This window comes from Peribacillus sp. NPDC097284, from assembly GCF_044761765.1.
Taxonomy (GTDB): Bacteria; Bacillota; Bacilli; order Bacillales; family DSM-1321; genus Peribacillus.
In genome coordinates, this window is sequence record NZ_JBIWCZ010000001.1 from 962400 (window position 1) to 980660 (window position 18261).

Sequence of the window (18261 nt, forward strand, 5' to 3'; positions counted from 1 at the left end):
TGCCAGACAAATTGTTCTTAGTAAAGAACAGTCAATCCATACTCCCTTAAAGGAGCATGTTGATCAGGGAGTATCCATACAGGTCGTTTTGGATGGAAAAAATACAATTCTATAGTTTCCATCCAGCTCTTCTTTGATTTTTTCCGTTAATCGTAATCCCTTTTCATTATGTTCTTTTTCAAGAGTCATTCCGTCTGGAAGCATGATATCCGTTTCCCAATCTATCCAGTCTCCATACTCTCTCACCCAATCTGATAGCTCCATTTTCAGTTCATCTGAAATGGGGACTTCATCTAAATCCAGGTTACAGCCACAGAGATGGCACCATATCGGATCTGCGCCGATATCTGCTTCCAATTTCAATATGGACGGTTTCCGTCGTGCACATAAGCAATCCAGCTTCACTTATCCCCCTTTGGTTCTAAATTGGACGGGTTATCCACATAAGAACCAAGGATGAACCCGCAATTCGAACAATAATGAGAGGTGATCTTGGACGGCTTATTCTTTAAATGATCATAGGAGAACATTTGAACAAATTTGAACCCTGTCCCAAGTATCCCTTTCTTAATCGAGTATGAGTTACATTTCGGGCATTGATCCTCACTCAACTTTTTTCACTCTCCCTTCATCTATTTCTTCCACATTTTCTTCGGTTCCGTCTTCTTTGACCGCTTTCACTTTTACGTCCTGCACATCGCTAATGGCGTACCAGAATCTTTTCCCCTTCTCCACTTCGATGATTTCAGCAGGTTCATCTCCTGCAAACATATGTGAAATGGAGTCATCGGTAAGCGTCCCAGAGTAAATGTATGGTTCTTCGTTCATCGCAGACCATTGGACAGGATCATCCCATTCTGCACCTCTTGTTTGCTTCCACTCCCACTTCCCATTTTCTTTTTCTAAATAGGCAATAAAGATTTGGTCTCCATTTGGATTATGCTCGTAAAAATGGCGATAGCATCATCATGTTGGTTCATTGTATGGACTTTTGTATATACGAGAGAATAGGCATAATCAAATTCATCCCCATACTCATCCTTCGTTTTTTCCATTTCGGCGTGAAAAAAATCCTCGAATGAAGGTTCTTCCGACTTTGAACAGCCGATTAGAAAGAGTGAGCACAGCATGCCCACAAATAGAATTCTGCTTTTCGATTTTGTTCCTCCTCTATGTAAGTAAAAAAGTCGGTTATTTAATAATTTTACCATTAATGGGATTTTTGTGGCTCATTTTTACAATCCGAGCAAACATACTATTAACGAACCTACAGAAGCTGAGGAAGAAGATGAGAAGAACATGTTAATCAATAGAATTAGATACAAAAAAATAAGCTTGGTTCTCTAGCTCCAAGCTCATTTTTCACATGGCATATAGGTGTACCTTTTTCGTAAGCGTTATTATATTTAATTCATTAAAAAATTTTCCATATAATAAACTCCTTGGGCACATACAAATCCTAAAATTATATGTCTAGATTTAGGACCATCTTCCTCCAAGACCCTCAATCTACTCATTATAATAAGCAAGATCGACACCATGATAATCATTAGTGAAAAAAGATGCGTATTATGAAATGTAATGGCTTTAGCATTTAAAAGTATCAACAAGATTAAAAAGTAATAAAAAGCTGGTTTAAACTTCATCTTTTCCCTCTTTCCAATTCCCCATTAAGCTACTAGTTAGATAACTAGCCAACCGTGCTAATTATAGCTAAGAAATCGTTCCAAAGGGTAGGAATTCAACCATGCTAGGTGATAATTCGACCACACAACGTAAGTATTCAACCACGGATTCCATTTATTCAACCGCCCAACGCGATAATTCAACCACTCACCTAAACATCATTTATAAAACATGGAATCTCGCTTCATTCCGAACAGGCTGGTGAATAGTGTCAAACCAGCTACGACCGGTATGATCCTGAAGCTATCTCTTGAAAGCAGCCAATATGGGTCGGGAAAATAGGCTGCGCTTGGAAGAAAGGTGTACACGATTGGTACGTATAAGGATAGAATCAGACATGGAAGGGTGACGCAGATAAAAAGAGGCATATGAAGCTTGAATGTCCATCCCTTCACGAAAAGCAGGGACACGTATAGACCAAACACAAGGGGGACCATGCTATCGAACCAGAAAAGTGGCTCGATGATAAAAGTGGCTTCAACTTTCTTCTGAATGGTCAATCCAAGGGTATAACTGACAACAAGCAGGACAAATAACCCCGCCAACCAAAGTAATTTCACCACATAAGTAAACCAAGTAGGATAAGGACGCATCTAAACAACTCCCCGCATAAGTCACCTTTATTTTACCATTTTTCCCAATATTGTAATGTGTTAATTGGAGATAAAACCAAATAACACTGCCTTTTATCATTAGTAGGCAGTGTTCCTATTTTCAGTCTAGAAGGAATACTTCATCTCCGACCCCTATTTCCCCTGTTCGAGTGACAGAGGCATACACGCCAAAATGGTTATCACAATTCTTTTGGACCGCTTTTTGCAAAGTGGGGTCCCGTTTTGCATCGTCCGGATTCACCGTGATGATCATGCACCTTTCACAGGGCCTTCTCAATTCGATTTCCACATCCCGGCCTATTTTCATCCGTTTTCCGAACCAGGTTTGTTCAATGAATGGGATTTTATCGGTTAACGAGATGACGAAGTTGGGCCGAAACCGTAGGTGGTCAAGATGGTCTTTCCCCCATATCGTTTGTAATTCGTTCAGGGACGCATCCGTCACCAGTTGAATAGGCTCCGCTTCTATCGCTCCCAACGGTACATGGGTAGGCGAATATTCAATGAAAGAAACCTTCCGCTTCGATTCATTTTCCATGGCCCTGAGTAAATCCTCATCCCCCCAAGTGATGACCTTTCCTTCCGGTGAGGTAATTTCCACTGTGGGATAAGCAACCATCGACTCTTCCCCGACAAATCGCGCTTGATATTGAACCATTTTCTGATGTTGAGTGATGGTCAAAAATTTACCTGGCCTCGTTTCATCCAAAAACGCATGACTGCGATCTCCATATACCCCGTACTGCATGACATTCGTTTTTTGGACGCTCTCCCCACGAAACGATTTAACAGGATGCCGCACGATTTCCTTAATATGACCGACTAACATGGTATCCCCCCTACGTACTGTCCATTGAAATTCTGCCATAATGCCATGGATGTGATGGGAAGCACGCAACAAAAAAGAACGGACTCTACACATGAGTAGAACCCGTTCCTTTTTTATATGCTTTCTTTATTCCTTTTAGAACCATTACTATGTCCCTATCGTAAATACAAGGGATGAGCCGGATGCAGCTGCTGCAGAAGCGCCATTTTTCATGACACTGTTTGTTTTGGTTTGGACATCAACTATCAAAATCAGAAATATGGTGTCTAGCATATGAAAAACCGAAACATAGACTGTTATCGGTTTCCTTATATATGTGAGCATAGGATATCATGACGAGTGTACTTGTCGATCGCTTTTAACCTCACCCGTTGCTTTTTGATCGATTTTGATAAAGATTCGTTCCAATTCACGTTTGTCTTGAAGCAAGGTATTTCGGTTCTCTTTAAGCAGTTGATTAAATGATTTTGTTCTTCTAGGCATTCTTCCATTCACCTCTTAGCTGATTGAATTCTTTTTGGAGTACAATAACTGGTAACTCATATAATTGTTTATCGTTTTTCGTGAAAATGCCGAATTTCAATAGTTCTTGGATAAGCTGATCTTTATTTGCTTCTCCCTTTTTATCTATTTGGGTTCTCATGAAAACCCTCCTTCATAAATAAACAGACTCTCTCCTAGGTTGGGATACATCATATTCGATTGAACGGAAAAATCTCCACTTTCTCTTCCCCATATAAGAGCATGATCTGCAAAATCTTCGCATTTCTTTACTGAATTATATGCAGTAGGTACATGATGGGCTTATAGAATCCAATCACCATTTATGACCACAGCATTCTTTCATTTTTTCTAAAAAAATCTGTATCGCGTCACAAGGATTTCTATAACCCAAATCGCCCGAACTCAAACATATAATCTTCATTTCGCGCAAGATTTACTCGATTGCTTCATAAGGGCATTCCTCTTTATTCCATGTATATACACCGATAAAGGGTCAAATCAAACTCCTTTAAAGTATCTACTTCTCCGGTATCCAGCCTCTCCGTATATACTTTCAGCCTACAGTTGTCAGGCAATTCTTCATAATTACGGCCATATTCTCGGTAGTACCGGATAAAAAACCGATAAGTACCTTCTTCCTCTCACCTTCCTAATTGAGAACTTTTTTCACTATACCTTCACTATAAATGAAAATGATTCTCAATGTCAATTATATATATTCGACTGATTCAATAGAGGGGGAAGTTTACTTCATAAGTCATTTGGTGAAAGGCTCTAGTGGCCACCAGGTACCCAAAACCACCACGGTTTGTATGTTAACCGCATTGGCAAAATAGTCATCATCTTCTTGTTCCTCTATTGTTCGACTCGTTCATTGCAACTATGTTATCAATAAGCGGAGACCCATTAAATTGCGTACCAATTAAATGTCCGCCATGATCTCCTTGAGTACTAGGAGCTTTAACTCTATCTTCCCCCCCAGCAGCTAACTGATGTTTAGTATTACGCTCTCCCATCTCTAAAGTTAATTCTCCGGAAACTCTCTTAATTCTTCCTAAATCATCTGTTTGATATAAATATCCATTCGTTTCATATTGTACATTAGGTTTCAATTTGAATTCTTCTAAAAAATGACTACCATATTTAGTTACAGCAACAGCCTTACTACCCTCACCCTTCGCCGTAATCTTCTGCGCAAGATCCTTTACCGACGTCTTATCCACACCAATAACTTTATAAGTATTTCCAGTCGTATCGGCTACTGTCCTAACCTTAACCCCAATTGGCACTTCCACTTTCCCGATGGCCTTGCTCATATCCTTGATTGAGCCTTGGACTTTCTGGACTTTATTTTGCACAAATTCCTTGCTGTAGGGGATGAACTTTGTCCCGTTTGCCATTTTGTCTGCGACCTTCGTGCTCGCGGCTATTCGTTCGGCATTAAAAGTTTAGGAAGATCGAATGGATATGATAATGAGACTTTTTTTATTTGCGCCCACTTTTCGTACATAAATTAATTTATAAAGAGTTCTCTTTCGATATAGAAAATCCCGAACAACTAGGCACTTTTTTATTAGTGTCCGTTATCCGGGATATAGTTGTTATTTTTCTTTAACAGCTTCTTTTATTTGTTCAATTACTTGATAGAGCCACTGAAGTGGTTGTAAATCAAGAGCAGGAAAGTATACACCATCTGCACAACTTTGAATATATTCATTCTTTTGAATATCTGAATACTTACTACTTCTAATAAAATCTGTTAAAAAGACAATAGCAGATTCTAGATATTCTATACTTTCTTCTGTTAATAATTCTTGTAATGCCACTTCTGAAGAATCAATATCTTGATGAAAAGTTCCGGCCAAGAACTGAAAAACTGATTCTTCTAGTTTGTTAGAAGACAACATAACATCTCACCTCTTGAGTATTAATTTGGATAGCCAGTTAAAATGTAATTTCCTTCTCCATCCTTTTTCAAAATAATTCTAGCATTTGACATATTTTCAACAGTGGTAGAACCTCTTTTTACTCCACGCCCAATAACTTCGGTTCCTTCATAAGTCAAAACTAAGTTTGACTTACTTTGTGAATTACTCATCCAAGATTTAATCGCATTTTTGTTATTAATTTCGCTTAAGGCTGTACTAACAACTTTCTCAGCAATAGCCCTATCTTTAAAAGTAGAAGACCCATTAATTCTAGGATTATTCTTTATTCTCTCTAATAACTCTTCATCAGTTTTTCCAACATGTCTTTCAATCAAATGCCCACCTTTTACCTCATGTGCAGCCAATCCTCCACCAGGTGCAAGAGAACTCTTTTCTCCTGATTTACCATTCCCCGTACCCTTACTACCTTCACTCTTCGCCGTTATCTTCTGCGCAAGATCCTTTATCGTCGTCTTATCCACACCAATAGCTTTATAAGTATTTCCAGTCGTATCGGCTACTGTCCTAACATTAACTCCAGTTGGCACTTCCACTTTCCCGAGGGACTTGCCCATATCTTTGATTGTGCCTTGGGCTTTCTGGACTTTATTATGTACATATTCTTTGCTGTAGGGGATGAATTTCGTCCCGTTTGCCATTTTGTCTGCGGCCTTGGCTGCCCGCCTACGAACTCATTACATCTATCTTCTTTACGGCAAAAAGACCTTAACTGATATTAAGGTCTTACATTCTCTTTCTGGCTCATCAAAAATCTATTCTTATTCTCCAAAAACTTTATGATTAATATTTTCAAATATTAATACAATATATCTCCAATATTAAATCTGCTGTTTTGCTGTTACTCATAGAAATTTCACCTAACAACTAGTGAATTTAAATTGCGACATCTTGATACCCTACTTTTTACTTTTTCATTTATGAGACGAACCCCTAAACCAGTTTTATCATCCCACGTACAATCGAATGATACTCTTATATCACGTTCATCGCGAAGGAAATCATACGGAACAGAGATACCTTTTCGTATATAAAATCTATATGGAGCCTTTAAAAAACATCTACATCGTTTTCGTTTAATACTGCTTTTATTTCATTACCTTCAAAAACAACCATATAGTCATTTGGTAAAGCAAGCACTTGAATGATTTCTGGTTTAATTTTTAGTAGTTGATAAGCATATAGAGCATACAACTCCGTGTTATTATTATCTTCTACAGGACCTATATACCAACCTGAATCTCCTTTTTCTACATCTCCATTTCTTTGTAAATATATTTTCTCGAGTTCTAGTACACCTTTAGAAAGTATGATTTTATCACTAAATTTTATTGATAAACCTTCGACATTTATCTTTCTCAAAAAATGACCTTGTTCTAGTTGTACCCACAATGCTAAAGTTAAATCTTCTGTTATATCTTCAAATGGATTTCTAGTATAATCAGGAGAAGTCAATATAAAACTCCCGGTTTCTCTCTCATGTAAATAAAAGACGGACCAACCTACTTGTAGAGAGAAACCATGAATTAATTTATTACGATCTACCTGTTCTAATATAGCAAACAAAGTTTCTACTTGAGGTTCTAATTCTTTTTCGGCAGTCACTATAATGATTTTACCCATAATAATCTTTTCAAATTTGTTCATTACTTCAACCTCTCTTCTATAGCTACTTTTAGAGCTTCTCTAGCTTGTTCCTCTTTTTCTATCATTTCCATTCTAACATTAACAGGAACCTCTCCCATCTTAGAATGCCCTTTCCATTCAGCCCAACTATGAGCCCCCTTAGATGCATTCGAAGATTTTCCAAGACCAACAAAATTATCTTTTAGATTTAGAATTTCTATTTGTTGTTCTCGAGTTAACCCACTGAATCCATCCATTTCAGTTATTTCTTTCATTGAAACAATATGGTCTGCTTCAAACTTATCAACTTCATACCCGTATACTGGGTCTACTTTAGGACCATCTGGATTAACCATTTTTCTTATTTCGTTACTTGGTGTCTTTTTCCTCAAATTTTTATATTCACCTTTTGTAATACCCTTACTACCTTCACCCTTCGCCGTAATCTTCTGCGCAAGATCCTTTATCGGCATCTTATCAACCGAGATATGTTTGTAAGTATTTCGTATCCGGTACTTCCCTAACTCTAAACAGGCATACAATTACAATTAATTGTATGCCTGTTTGAATCGATAGTAGAACTTATAAGCATTTCATCATCTCAAGCTAATTTTCTTGCAATTAATTTCTTTTTTAAATTCTGCCATTTCTCTTCCTGATGTATTACTATCCTTCTCTAATTAAATCGGATTATCTGGAAATTCATTATGGTACTTCTCGATTAATGCTTTATAATTTTCATCATTTGGCACCTCATCTAAGTATTTATTTTTCCAAATAATCATTTGGTCACTAAAACTATATTCAGTATCGAACCAATTTGTATAATCATAATGCATTTTAAATTTCCCACTATTCTCAAGAGACATTGTAAAAGAGTACCAAAGCTCTTGCTGATTATTTTTAAAGATATTCCTTAGTTCATCGCACAACTCAAACAGCTTTCGTTTATTCTTTTTGAATTCTTCTTTATCAATAGAATAGTTAAATGGAATTTCCACACTATAATTAAAAAATTCTTTATTTTCAGGAGTATTATAAAAAAAATAAGTTCCTCCACCGGTTTCTGATATCTGTGAATAAAAATAAAATTTATCCCATTCTTCTGGAATCATTTCATTAACTGTTTCTGCTATTTCTCTATATAATTTATTCATTTCTTTTTCCACTTTCAATCAACTCCCAGCACTATTTCTAATCGTTTTCTCAAATATCCCTTTTCCTTCAATTTCATATAATATCTCAAAGTAACTTGGTCTTAGTGACTCTCCTGAATAAATTGGCTCAATTTTTACAGATACTTTTTTCGGTGGAATTTCTTTCAAAGCAGTTGCCCACTCATTCTCCATTTTATACCACTCTCCACCCGAGCGATTAATTTGTCTATTTTGAGCTACTAAATTGTCAATATCCCCAGAGCCATGAAATTGGGTTCCAATCAAGTGCCCACCATCATCATCCATTAACCTATCTTCCCGGCCTGCTGCCACTTGCATTCCCGGATTTCGTGTACCTTTTTGAAGTATCAATCCTTCTGCCTCAACATCTACTATTCTACCAATTTCATCTGTTGTATATTTATAACCATCCTCTGTAACATAGCGTACGTTGGGCGCAAGTTCTTTCCTTCCATTTTTCCCTTTGATAATTTGCTTCCCAAGATCCTTCTCTTTTATTTCAGTTATCTTACCAATATTACCCGCACCCTTACTACCTTCACTCTTCGCAGTAATCTTCTGCGCAAGATCCTTTATCGGCATCTTATCCACATCAATAGATTTATAAGTATTTCCAGTCGTATCTGCTACTGTCCTAACCTTAACTCCTGTTGGCACTTCCACTTTCCCGAGGGCCTTGCCCATATCCTTGATTGTGCCTTGGGCTTTCTGGACTTGGTTTTGCACAAATTCCTTGCTGTAGGGGATGAACTTTGTCCCGCTTGCCATTTTGTCTGCGACCTTGGCTGCCCCCGCAACTCCGGCGATACCAAGGGCGTTCATCAGGCTGTTTTGACGCTGTTCATCAGTGAGTTCGTTTCCGAACATGTCCTTGCCGGTCACGGCTTCACCGAGACCGTTGGCGGCGGTTAATCCATATAATCCGTATTCGGTTTGCTTGAGGACATCCAGCCCTTTACTAGATTTATAGGCGTCCAATGCATGGTCTGCAGCGTTGAGCCCCTTCACGGTTTTGTAGACGGCACTTCCACCCTTGACCGCACGCCCTGCCCAGCCGACGATGGGGATGAATCCGGCGGCAGCCATCGCGCCCGCGGCGATTCGTTCAGCTTCGGAAAGTTTACGACCTGTTACGGGATCGACTCCCGTTGTTGCTCTTACTGAATCATAATACCCCGTGATTTCCCCTGTAAAGGTTTTTGTCGTGTCCCAGGCTTTTTCATACCATGGGCGGTTCTCGAGTTCTTCCATTTCCTGTTCGAGTTTCCGCGCTTCCTCTTCTTGCTTCTTGAAGTCCCGGTATCCTTGCATATTCTCGGCCACTTCATCCTTCACTTGATAAGCTTGGCTCGCTTGAAAGGCACTTTGGTTGAAGTTCATCGGGGAAACGGTGCCATCCTGACTGGTGGCTTCAAGTAAGGCCTGGAAAAGGCTAATGGCTACACTTTCCTGGGCTTCGGTCACTTGGTATTCTTCTACTAATTTATTATCTACTTCGTGCACTTTCTTGATGGTATCGTTCTTTTCTTTTTCGGCCTTTTCCATTTTCTCATGGAAATCGCCTTGGTCGAACACCTGTAGTGAGAGGATATCATCAATGTTCTGGAAAATCTTTTGGAGATCGGTGGACTGCTGGTTCACCATCGATTTGGCGTTGGAGAGACCGTGGGTCACTTCCCCCTCTAAAAACGGCACCTCGACCACGGTTTCACCGGATAGGTCGGCGTCTTCCAATATGGCCGGAATGCCTTTCAGAAAGCTGATTTGGGTCGTGAATAATTCGATCCAGGCATTGGCCACCTCTACTTGTGCTCGATAAAAGTTCTTGATAGCCGTCGCCCCGGCTCCGGCCAGCTCTTCATCCAAATCGACGATTCCCTGAAATTCCTTTTTCAGTGTCTCTACTTGCCCCAATAGGTCTTCATATTGCTTGGCCCGTGACTTGACTGCTGACTTCAGAGGTTTGGCTTCGAAGATTGTCATAATGGCTGATACCCCTGTGCAGTATGGGTGATGGCTTCATCCTGCTCTTTCAGTAAATCCACGTTCGCCTGGGTGTCTTCCAGGTTCTTTTTGACGATCGTCAGGTATTGATTGAAGGTCTTTTCCAGATTGGTCTCCCGTTCTTCCCATTTCGATGTGAAGCTCAGATCGTTATTGCCGAGCTGGTCGGCCGGCAGTGCTCCGATTGTCGTCCCATCCACGGCCGTTTTTACCTGGCTTACTTGTTTTGTCACGACTGCATGATTCAGTTTAATTGTCGTCATTTAAAACACCCACTTCTTTAAATCCGATACTTTACTTTCCACTTGGTCAAGGAATTCTTCCCCTTTACTCAACAGGTTGCTCGCTTCACGGGCAGCAGCTACGGCTGCTTCCAGTATGGCTTTTTGCCTCTCCAGGGAATTGATTTTCTCTTCAATTTTCGCTTGATAATCATCATACTCATCCCGAACGATTGTCAGCATGACCTTGTATGCACCACTTCTTGACTCTTTAAAATCCGTTGCACGATTTCCAGTCCAACTTTTTCCTAGCTCCGGTTTTTTTATTTCTTTGATTTCCACCAGGCTTGCTTCCTGTTCATTTTTGATTTGCGTTTTCGCCTGCTTCAATCGGCTAATTTGCTCTTCCAAATTAGCTATTCCACTAGAAAATGCCGAGCTATAATCGCTTATTACATCTACAAGTCCCAACAGGATCACCTCATCATTCGTTAACGGCTTTACCATTTGTCATATTTTTCATATTTTCTTATTATAAGGAATATAGTCCGAGAGATAAATAGGGATAAGTATGCTATTTATAGCTCCCGTTAGGAAAATGGATGCACTCATTTCATTTCAATTTCCAGTCTTTTTACCCTTATTTTACCAATATTAAACAATTAGAGTTTAAAAAAAGGAATGAAGAGCCTATGATCGCGATTTTTAACGGTTTTCCTTCTATTAATATGTAAAAAACGCTAGCCCTCTCGCATACTTGTCCAAACCAATATACGCAATCCACATAGAATGATTATAACTACTTATATAGAAAGGAATGAAACAAATCATTGTTGGATAAAGATGCTCATGATTCTCCCACTGGCCCAAAAGGGAAAATAATAACTGGTCATACAAAGGAGTTTCAATCAGACACAATTGGTTTTCTTACACGGCTAGCTAAAGAATATGGGGACGTTGCAAAACTTCGGTTGGGGCCTTTCCAAAACGTTTACCTCATTTCAGATCCGGATTTAATTAAACAAATCCTTGTAACCAAACAAAAGTCGTTTTTGAAATCAAAAGACTTCGATAGCTTAAAGCCGCTCATTGGAGAAGGGCTCATTACGAGTGATAAAGATTTTCACATGCGCCAGAGAAGGCTTATTCAACCATCTTTCAAAAAGACCCATATTAGCAATTACGCACAAGATATGATTGATATAACCAAGGAATATATCTCAACCTGGAAAAACGGGGAAGAAAGAATAATCACCGAGGACACGATGAGCCTTGCTCTTGGTATAGTCAGCAAGACCATGTTCAGCACGGAACTCAAAGATGGATATAACCTGATTGGGGAGCCGATAGATGAAGTGATGAAGGTTGCTGTCAAAAGAATGAGGAATCTCTTTCAATTGCCTCTATGGATTCCAACAAAAAGCAACCGGGAATATAAAAAGGTGCTCGAACGACTGGATACCGTGATATATAGCATAATTGAAGGACGTAGAGAAGATGCAAAGAGTCATGAAGATATGTTGGGAATCCTGATGGAAGCCCGAGATGAAGTGGATGGTTTAGGGATGTCAGATCAGCAAGTACGCGATGAAGTAATGACGATCTTCCTTGCCGGTCACGATACGACCGCTACCTTACTTTCCTGGACACTCTACTTACTATCGCAGAATCCTGAAGTGGAAGCTAAGCTTTTCCATGAAATAGATACCGTAATCGGAAACCGCACCCCCACTCCTGATGATTTCATGAAATTAACATACACTCAGAATATTATCTGGGAATCGCTTCGCATCTATCCACCACTCTACGTCATATCACGGAAAGCTGCAGAAGATGTGTCCATCGGAAACTACCATTTTAAAAAAGGCGAGATGTTTTTGTTAAGTTCCTATGTGATGCATCATAAACCAGAATATTTCGATCAACCCGAATCCTTTATTCCTGAGCGTTTTGAAAACAACTATTTGAAAACGATTCCCCCGTTTGCTTACTTTCCATTTGGCGGAGGGCCGAGGGTGTGTATTGGCAATCACTTTGCTGTTATGGAAGCTGTTCTGGTCCTGGCCTGCATCGCTCAACGATATCGAATAAAGCTCGCGCCCGACCATCATGAAGTAAAACCCCTGCCATTGCTAACACTCAGGGCGAAGAGTGGATTGCGTATGATAGTGGAGGAAAGGAATAATGGATAAGGAAAGGTCATGTCAACGACAAGTGGATACCATTGTCGTTGATATGACCTTTTGTTTGGACTGCTCCTTATATGAGGACACTTCTGGTTGATCGTTTTTTGTCGAAAAATCGATATATTGCCGATATCCACAGATAAAAGTTCGGTTTGCGTAGATAAATCGTAGAAACCGAAGATAAAAGTCCGAGATGGGAAGATAAAATGTAGAAATGTGCAAAAAATGATTTCCGTCACTAAAGAATGGGGTACTTCTATTTCAAATTTAGCCGTTCCCATTCACTTAGGTACATTCGCTTCATAATTCCTTGGGGATTGCCTATCTTACAAATAAACTCCAGGCTGTTTCCATCCGGATCATTGAAATGGATTTTGGCATGAGCATAATCTTTATGAGGCATCACAAAAGGTTCGATGGGTTCAAACCCAAAAGCCTCCCTTGGCTCGTATCCCTTATTCTTCAGCCAAGCAACCGATCCTTTTAATCCATCTAAGGATACCTCAAAAGCGATATGCCTTATGGAAGGATGATACTCCACTTCCACCTTCTCGGTTTCCCATAATCCCAACCAGCTTTTATCCTTTTCGATCCATAAGAAAGCCAAGCTATCTTCGACTCTATGGTCGAACTCCAACCCAAGTCCTTCATAAAATTCAATGGAACGATTTAAATCTCGAACGGGTAAATGTGCTTCAAATAACCCTTTGATCATCGGCAAAAGCTCCTTATTATGTTTGTCCCGTGTTTCATTCGACTCAAAAATAAGAAATCCTGCATAATCGCATGTGAAAGATGGACAAATTGTTCATGAAAAAGGCGCTCCCCATTGGAAACGCCCCTGATCGATACTATGAATTATTTAAAACTGCGTTTCAGGAAGGCTTTCGTCCGGTCATGCTGTGGGTTCGTCAAGACGTCGTCCGGGTGTCCGGATTCGATGATTTCCCCATTGTCCATGAAGATGACCCGATTGGCCACTTCTTTGGCGAATTCCATTTCATGTGTGACGACGACCATCGTCATGTGCTCTTCAGCCAGGTCCTTCATTACTTTCAACACTTCGCCTGTCAATTCCGGATCCAAGGCGGAAGTCGGTTCGTCGAACAGCAGGATTTCAGGATTCATCATCAGAGCCCGGGCAATCGCTACCCTTTGTTTTTGACCACCGGAAAGCTGGGCCGGAAGTGCCGATGATCGATTCGAGAGCCCCACTTTCCCCAATAACTCGGTGCTTCGTTGCTGGATGACGTCATAAGATTCCTTTTTGGCCATTTTTGGAGCGATTTCAAGATTTTCTTTGACCGTTAAGTGCGGGAAAAGGTTGAAATGCTGGAACACCATCCCCATTTTGGAGGTGATTTGCTTGAGTTCTTTCGGATTCGAGTAAACCCCATCCTTCACCATATATTCGCCGGAGACAGCAATGCTGCCACCATTTATTTCTTCAAGATGGACGAGGCTGCGGAGCATCGTGCTTTTCCCGGATCCCGAAGGACCGATCACGGCGACTACATCGTTCTTATTCACATCCAATGTTATCCGTTTTAGTACATCTAGCTTGCCATATGACTTTTTGAGGTTGGACACTTCAAGGATAGCCACATTCACCACTCCTTCTATTCGATTTTGTAGCGTTTTTCGAGCCATTTAAAGAACATCGTTAATACGAGTGTAATCAACAGATAAATGATTCCTGCCAAGAAGAACGGAACGATCGTAAAGTCACGGTTCACCGCAGTCTGGGCAAAGTGTAGCAATTCCGGTACAGCCACGGCATAGAGCAACGCGGTATCTTTGACCAGTGTGACCGATTCATTCGAGACCGCAGGAAGTGCGACACGGAACATTTGCGGCAGGATGATTTTTCTCATCGTTTGCCATTTATTCAATCCAAGCACTTGGGCGGCTTCATATTGACCTTTTTCAACTGCCAACAGACCGCCGCGGAAGATTTCGGCGTAATAAGCTGCGTAGTTCAAGATGAAACCTAAACAAGCCGCAACGAAACGATCCAACACCATGTATTCACCAATTACGGGCAGCATCGGCAATCCAAAGCAGATAAATAACAATTGTAGCAATAGCGGCGTACCGCGCATCAAATATATGTAACCCTCAGCAAGCCAGGCGACAGGCTTGAATTTACTCCTGACAAGAAGGGTTAGCAGGAAGCCCAGTGGAATGGAAACGACAATGGCAATCAAAAACAAGAGGACCGTTATTTGGGCCCCTTCTAGCATGGGCTTCAGTATGGAAGTAAGATAATCTATAGACATGAATCGATTCCCCCAAAAACAAAACAGGGTTCCCAAAAGGAAATCCTGTTTGCCTAATATTTGTTCGTTCTTATTTTAATACCTTATTTTCGCCAAACCATTTCTCAGAGATTTTAGCGGCTGTGCCATCTTCATTCATTTCATCCAGTGCTTTTTGAAGGTCTTTCAGAAGATCTTCCTTTCCTTTTTTCACGCCTACTCCATATTGCTCCGGAGAAAGTGATTCATCCAGTACCTTGAATGTAGCTTCTTCTTTGGACATATAATAATCAATGACCACTTCATCAATGACTACGGCATCCAAACGGCCAGCCTTCAAATCACTTAGGGCCAAGACGTTATCGGAGTATTCCGTGATCGTCTTGACCTCGGATTTAATCGGATTAGCATTCAATGCATCTGATGCGGAAGAAAGCGATTGAAGACCGACGACTTTACCTGCTAAATCATCAAGCTTAGTCAACTTGGAATCTTCAAGCGTCACGACCACCTGTGCATTTTCCAAGTAAGGTTTTGTGAAAAGGACCTTTTCCTTACGCTCATCCGTAATGGTGTACCCGTTCCAGATAAGGTCGATACGTCCACTACTTAACTCGGATTCTTTCGTTTTCCAGTCAATTGGTTGAAATTCAGCTTCTACACCCATTTTTTCAGTGGCGGCTTTGGCATAATCGATGTCAAAACCAGTAATTTCATTATCCTCATCACGGAATCCCATCGGGGCAAATTTATCATCGATTCCAATCACCAGCTTGTCTTCTTTTTCCTCGGAATTGGAGGAACAGGCTGCAAGAAGTGAAAACATTGCGATTATCGTTAATATGAATATACTTGAACGTTTCATTTCAGAAAAACCACCTTTGGCTGATTGTTGTTCTCTATGCTTTAGTTTACTAATGTACTAAAGTTAACATACACTAAAACTGATTGTCAACGGAATTTTTTAGGATGTTAGTCCCTCCTCGAAACCAAGACCATTCCCCCACTCCTGCCTGACTTCTTTGTACCTTCACACTCAAAATTTCAAACTTCTTGCAAAAAGTATGGAAAAACGGCAACAAGAGTTTTACTATTATTCTTGGGTATATATTCAATACGTATTTTGATTGAGCTAGATAGGAGAAGAGTGAGCATGAACAGACGCGAAATAATCGTGAAAGAATTTAAAAACAAGCCTTATAATAAGCAGTATCTCCTTTCTTTTCTAGAATCGTTGGGTTACAAAGACATAGAGGTTACGTTGACGGATGATAAGAAGTATTTGAGATACTATATGAAAGAATCGGAAGAGGCCAGAACCTTATTCATCAAGTGTGACCCGGCTGGAACGATCAACCAGATATCTTTATATAAAGGAAATCTTAAACAGTTTAAATCCGCTCCACTCGGCTACGGGTTATTATTACTAGCCATTGTCGTTGTGGCTATCGGCACTTGGTTCTTGATGACCAGATTTTAACAATAATAAAAAGGCAGGCACCGATTGAGGCGCCTGCCTTTTTTTGCATCAATCCACATCCCGGCCACGAGAGCTGACCCAGATTTCATACCATTGCTGCCTGTCGAGCTTAAGCGATAGGCTATTAACCGCTGATTGAATGCGTTCAATCCGTCCGGATCCCACGATTGGCATGATGCCAGCCGGATGCTTCATCAACCATGCGTACATGACTTCGTCCATATCGTTCGCCCCGATTTCAGCCGCGGTTTTCTTCAGCGCGTCTCGCACCCGGATTGCCTTTTCCGTTTCACTGGTGAAGATAAGTCCTTGATTGAGCGGCGACCAGGCCATTGGCGGCATCTTCTTCTCGATGCACTGGTCCAGTACGCCATTCTCGAAGTTGTCTCGGTACATGACGGAAAGCTCTACCTGGTTCGTCACAAGCGGCATGTCCAAGGATGCCTGAAGCATGTTCACTTGTGATGGAAGATAGTTGGATACGCCAAAATGCCTGACTTTCCCTTGCTTCTTCAAAAGTGTAAAGGCTTCCGCTACTTCATCGGGATCGAGGAGCACATCCGGGCGGTGCAACAAGAGGACATCAATATAGTCCGTGTTCAGTTCCTTTAAGGATCGCTCGGCCGACTCGATGATATGCTCCTTGCTTGAATCATAGTGATTGAGAGAGAAGCCATTTTTGCCATTGGCGAGCTTAATGCCGCACTTCGTCACGATTTCCATTCGGTCCCGAAGGTCGGGTTTCGCTTTCAGCACCTTGCCGAAAAGCCCTTCGCATGTGTAATCACCGTAAATATTCGCGTTATCGAAGGTAGTGATTCCCAACTCGAGACATTGCTCGGTCAGAGTTAAGAATTCCTGTGTGGACTTATTCCAGTCCGCCGCCCTCCAGTGCCCGTGGACGATCCTTGAAAAAGACAATCCTTCTTGCAGTGTAACTCGTTCCATAACCGACACCTCTTCCTATTTATTAGCCTTTCACCGCTCCGGCCGTCATGCCGGCGATGAAGTACTTTTGCAAAAATACATAGATAATGACCATTGGCGCTGAAGCAATGATGACTCCCGTAAACAGAAGCGGATAATTCGTCATGTATTCACCCTGGAATTCCAGTAAGGCAAGCGGCAGGGTCTTGAACTCGTCTTGCGTGATGAACAGAAGCGGATATAAGAGATCGTTCCAGTGCATCACGAACAGGAAGATGGCCGTTGCCGATAAGGACGGCAGGGATAGTGGCAAGACAATGCGGGTATACATCTGCCAGTTGCCAGCACCGTCCATGATGGCTGCCTCGAATATCGTCTTCGGCAGGGACTTCATGAATCCGGTCAGGATGAACACCCCGACTGGCATCGTCACCGCTATATTGACAATCATCAACCCGACAAGGCTGTTCGTCAATCCTAAATCATACATGAGCTGATAAAGCGGAATCATGTTCGTTTGGGCGGGTACCATCATTCCGAGTGCGAAGAAACTGAACAATAGTCCACCGGCCCAGCCACCCATCCTCACAATTGAAAAGGCAATCAGGCTGGCAAAAAACAAGGTCAGGATGACGGATACCAACGTGACGGTCAAGCTGTTCTTAAAGTAGGTTCCCATCGACTGGTCGATGAACACATTGACATAATTATCGAACTGAAAGGATTCCGGCAACCCCAGCACATTGCTGTACATTTCAGACATTGGCTTGAACGTCGACAGGAAGATCGTCAGGATCGGAAT

Annotated in this window: 23 protein-coding genes and 1 pseudogene; 2 read left to right on the forward strand and 22 right to left on the reverse strand. The window is 41.1% G+C overall.

Annotated elements, in window-relative coordinates:
• Positions 1-63 precede the first annotated feature (63 nt).
• The 16 genes and pseudogenes from ACIQXU_RS04765 to ACIQXU_RS04840 all read right to left on the reverse strand — a co-directional run bounded on the left by ACIQXU_RS04765 (position 64) and on the right by ACIQXU_RS04840 (position 11115).
• Positions 64-405 (reverse strand): hypothetical protein, encoded by a 342-nt coding sequence (locus ACIQXU_RS04765; RefSeq protein WP_402987060.1) that lies wholly within the window; start codon positions 403-405, stop codon positions 64-66.
• A gap of 198 nt (positions 406-603) precedes the next feature.
• On the reverse strand, positions 604-828 hold the full coding sequence (locus tag ACIQXU_RS04770) for a hypothetical protein (protein WP_402987061.1): 225 nt from the start codon (positions 826-828) through the stop codon (positions 604-606).
• Positions 829-1844: 1016 nt separating this feature from the next.
• A complete protein-coding gene (locus ACIQXU_RS04775; RefSeq protein ID WP_402987063.1) occupies positions 1845-2279 on the reverse strand; it encodes a hypothetical protein in 435 nt (144 codons plus the stop codon).
• A gap of 121 nt (positions 2280-2400) precedes the next feature.
• On the reverse strand, positions 2401-3129 hold the full coding sequence (locus ACIQXU_RS04780) for an MOSC domain-containing protein (RefSeq protein WP_402987065.1): 729 nt from the start codon (positions 3127-3129) through the stop codon (positions 2401-2403).
• A gap of 330 nt (positions 3130-3459) precedes the next feature.
• Positions 3460-3612: an FbpB family small basic protein gene (locus ACIQXU_RS04785; RefSeq protein ID WP_402873267.1), complete on the reverse strand. Its 153-nt coding sequence runs from the start codon at positions 3610-3612 to the stop codon at positions 3460-3462.
• Positions 3605-3772 (reverse strand): Fur-regulated basic protein FbpA, encoded by a 168-nt coding sequence (locus tag ACIQXU_RS04790; RefSeq protein ID WP_402987067.1) that lies wholly within the window; start codon positions 3770-3772, stop codon positions 3605-3607. The genes ACIQXU_RS04785 and ACIQXU_RS04790 overlap by 8 nt, the downstream gene beginning before the upstream one ends.
• A 700-nt stretch (positions 3773-4472) precedes the next feature.
• Complete coding sequence (locus ACIQXU_RS04795; protein ID WP_402873261.1) at positions 4473-5033, reverse strand: DNA/RNA non-specific endonuclease; 561 nt, start codon at positions 5031-5033, stop codon at positions 4473-4475.
• A gap of 201 nt (positions 5034-5234) precedes the next feature.
• Positions 5235-5540, reverse strand: a complete 306-nt coding sequence (locus ACIQXU_RS04800; RefSeq protein ID WP_402873258.1) for a contact-dependent growth inhibition system immunity protein — start codon at positions 5538-5540, stop codon at positions 5235-5237.
• A 20-nt stretch (positions 5541-5560) separates the two neighbouring features.
• The gene (locus ACIQXU_RS04805) at positions 5561-6220 is read right to left on the reverse strand and encodes an RNase A-like domain-containing protein (RefSeq protein ID WP_402873253.1); all 660 of its coding nucleotides are present in this window, start codon (positions 6218-6220) and stop codon (positions 5561-5563) included.
• A 235-nt stretch (positions 6221-6455) separates the two neighbouring features.
• Positions 6456-6600 (reverse strand): annotated as a pseudogene (locus tag ACIQXU_RS04810) (DUF6985 domain-containing protein); the annotation flags it as partial.
• A 29-nt stretch (positions 6601-6629) separates the two neighbouring features.
• Positions 6630-7226 (reverse strand): immunity protein Imm33 domain-containing protein, encoded by a 597-nt coding sequence (locus ACIQXU_RS04815; protein ID WP_402876156.1) that lies wholly within the window; start codon positions 7224-7226, stop codon positions 6630-6632.
• A complete protein-coding gene (locus ACIQXU_RS04820) occupies positions 7226-7678 on the reverse strand; it encodes a hypothetical protein (RefSeq protein WP_402987068.1) in 453 nt (150 codons plus the stop codon). Before ACIQXU_RS04820 ends, ACIQXU_RS04815 begins: the two co-directional genes overlap by 1 nt.
• A gap of 207 nt (positions 7679-7885) precedes the next feature.
• The gene (locus tag ACIQXU_RS04825; protein ID WP_402876146.1) at positions 7886-8374 is read right to left on the reverse strand and encodes an antitoxin YezG family protein; all 489 of its coding nucleotides are present in this window, start codon (positions 8372-8374) and stop codon (positions 7886-7888) included.
• Positions 8375-8380: 6 nt separating this feature from the next.
• Positions 8381-10366, reverse strand: a complete 1986-nt coding sequence (locus ACIQXU_RS04830) for a T7SS effector LXG polymorphic toxin (RefSeq protein WP_402987070.1) — start codon at positions 10364-10366, stop codon at positions 8381-8383.
• Positions 10363-10650: a YwqI/YxiC family protein gene (locus ACIQXU_RS04835; protein WP_402874275.1), complete on the reverse strand. Its 288-nt coding sequence runs from the start codon at positions 10648-10650 to the stop codon at positions 10363-10365. The genes ACIQXU_RS04830 and ACIQXU_RS04835 overlap by 4 nt, the downstream gene beginning before the upstream one ends.
• Positions 10651-11115 (reverse strand): YwqH-like family protein, encoded by a 465-nt coding sequence (locus ACIQXU_RS04840; RefSeq protein WP_402987071.1) that lies wholly within the window; start codon positions 11113-11115, stop codon positions 10651-10653. It abuts the gene before it with no gap.
• A gap of 323 nt (positions 11116-11438) precedes the next feature.
• Here ACIQXU_RS04840 and ACIQXU_RS04845 point away from each other — a divergent pair, with 323 nt between their 5' ends.
• Entirely contained in the window at positions 11439-12800 is a 1362-nt protein-coding gene (locus tag ACIQXU_RS04845) for a cytochrome P450 (RefSeq protein WP_402987072.1), read from the forward strand.
• 250 nt (positions 12801-13050) lie between these two features.
• Here the strand turns inward: ACIQXU_RS04845 and ACIQXU_RS04850 are convergent, their stop codons facing one another.
• The 4 genes from ACIQXU_RS04850 to ACIQXU_RS04865 all read right to left on the reverse strand — a co-directional run bounded on the left by ACIQXU_RS04850 (position 13051) and on the right by ACIQXU_RS04865 (position 15917).
• Positions 13051-13509: a VOC family protein gene (locus ACIQXU_RS04850; protein ID WP_402987074.1), complete on the reverse strand. Its 459-nt coding sequence runs from the start codon at positions 13507-13509 to the stop codon at positions 13051-13053.
• A 143-nt stretch (positions 13510-13652) separates the two neighbouring features.
• The gene (locus ACIQXU_RS04855; RefSeq protein ID WP_402957679.1) at positions 13653-14399 is read right to left on the reverse strand and encodes an amino acid ABC transporter ATP-binding protein; all 747 of its coding nucleotides are present in this window, start codon (positions 14397-14399) and stop codon (positions 13653-13655) included.
• Between the two features lie 14 nt (positions 14400-14413).
• Positions 14414-15073 (reverse strand): amino acid ABC transporter permease, encoded by a 660-nt coding sequence (locus tag ACIQXU_RS04860; RefSeq protein WP_402874253.1) that lies wholly within the window; start codon positions 15071-15073, stop codon positions 14414-14416.
• A gap of 70 nt (positions 15074-15143) precedes the next feature.
• A complete protein-coding gene (locus ACIQXU_RS04865; RefSeq protein ID WP_402987076.1) occupies positions 15144-15917 on the reverse strand; it encodes an amino acid ABC transporter substrate-binding protein in 774 nt (257 codons plus the stop codon).
• 288 nt (positions 15918-16205) lie between these two features.
• On the opposite strand from ACIQXU_RS04865, the gene ACIQXU_RS04870 reads away from it, so the two are divergent.
• A complete protein-coding gene (locus tag ACIQXU_RS04870) occupies positions 16206-16532 on the forward strand; it encodes a hypothetical protein (protein WP_402874247.1) in 327 nt (108 codons plus the stop codon).
• Positions 16533-16580: 48 nt separating this feature from the next.
• Here the strand turns inward: ACIQXU_RS04870 and ACIQXU_RS04875 are convergent, their stop codons facing one another.
• On the reverse strand, positions 16581-17480 hold the full coding sequence (locus tag ACIQXU_RS04875; RefSeq protein WP_402874244.1) for an aldo/keto reductase: 900 nt from the start codon (positions 17478-17480) through the stop codon (positions 16581-16583).
• A 22-nt stretch (positions 17481-17502) separates the two neighbouring features.
• Positions 17503-18201, reverse strand: a complete 699-nt coding sequence (locus tag ACIQXU_RS04880; protein ID WP_402957375.1) for a carbohydrate ABC transporter permease — start codon at positions 18199-18201, stop codon at positions 17503-17505.
• Between the last annotated feature and the right edge of the window lie 60 nt (positions 18202-18261).